Below are 1,372 nucleotides of genomic sequence, written 5' to 3' on the forward strand. Positions count from 1 at the left end.
TACTGCAACGACACTCCGTGACTCGATGCGGTCGTCGTCGTTGCTTGCTTCGTGGTGGATGAGATAGCTGATGGTTGGTCAGATCTGTTCGGTGACTTCGTGGCGCGGTTCGCGGGACGCTTCGGGCGGGTGGAGCCGAGGCGGCGGATGGTGTCCTACCTGCGGGGACTGCTCAGCGAGGCGGAACGGAAGAACGGCTGGACCCTGGCGGAGGCCGCTGGCGACGACGGTCCCCAGGGGATGCAGCGGCTGCTGAACCACTACCTGTGGGACGCCGATGCCCTGCGGGACGACGTCCGCGACGCGGTCGTGGAGCAGATCGGAGATTCCGGCCGGGGAATTCTGATCCTCGACGAGACGGGTTTCCTGAAGAAGGGCATCAAGTCGGCGGGGGTGGGCCGGCAGTACTCGGGGACGGCCGGCCGGATCGAGAATTCCCAGATCGGAGTGTTCCTGGCCTATGGATCCGACCGGGGGCGGGCGCTGATCGACCGCGAGCTGTATCTCCCGAAGGACTGGATATCGGACCGCGAACGGTGCCGGGCTGCTGGCATCGGCGATGATGTCGAGTTCGCCACCAAGCCGGACATGGGCCTGCGCATGCTGAAACGCGCTGTGGAATCGGGGATCCCGTTTGGGTGGGTGACTGCCGATGAGGTCTACGGCCAGACGAGCCGGATCCGGCTGTGGCTGGAAGAGCATGACATCCCCCATGTCCTCGCGGTCCCGAAATCGCAGATGGTCATGACCATGGAATTCTTCGGCCAGGCCCGCGCGCACAAGCTGGTCAGCGAGCTCCCTGATGACGCTTGGGCCCGTGTGAGCTGCGGCGACGGCGCCCACGGGCCGCGTGAGTACGACTGGGCAGCGGTCCCGATCCGGCCGTGGCGGCGGGAAGGCTGGGACCACTGGTTACTGGCACGGCGCAGCCTCACGGATCCCACGGATATTGCCCACTACATCTGCTTCTCCCCGGCCGGGACACCCTTAGAGGAACTCGCGCGGGTAGCGGGGTCCCGGTGGATGGTCGAGGAGTGTTTCCAGACGGCGAAGAACGAAACCGGACTTGATCACTACCAGGTCCGCGGGTACAGCGCGTGGTACCGGCATATAACTCTCTCCATGGCCGCCCTTGCCTTCCTCGCCCTACTGCGAGCCAAGGCAAAAAAGGGGCCCCGGATACCGGCTGTAATCAATCCCTCATACCCATGACCATGAACGAGGCCCGGCGGCTCTTCAACCGGATCTCCTCGCCCCTCCGGCACCCCGCCCAACACGTACTCGCATGGTCACTATGGCGAAGAAAGACCCAAGCACGAGCCCGCATCAGCCATTACCAACGCAGAGGGCATCACGGAGTGTCGTTGCAGTA

General features: G+C 64.5%; 1 protein-coding gene. It reads left to right on the forward strand.

What is annotated here, in order from left to right; translation table 11 throughout:
• Positions 1-63 precede the first annotated feature (63 nt).
• Positions 64-1,212 carry an IS701 family transposase gene (locus IH09_RS36110; RefSeq protein ID WP_387803882.1) on the forward strand — a complete coding sequence of 383 codons (1,149 nt, stop codon included), beginning with the start codon at positions 64-66 and terminating at the stop codon, positions 1,210-1,212.
• Positions 1,213-1,372: the final 160 nt, after the last annotated feature.

This window comes from Streptomyces celluloflavus (genome assembly GCA_000720995.1).
Taxonomy (GTDB): domain Bacteria; phylum Actinomycetota; class Actinomycetes; order Streptomycetales; family Streptomycetaceae; genus Streptomyces; species Streptomyces celluloflavus.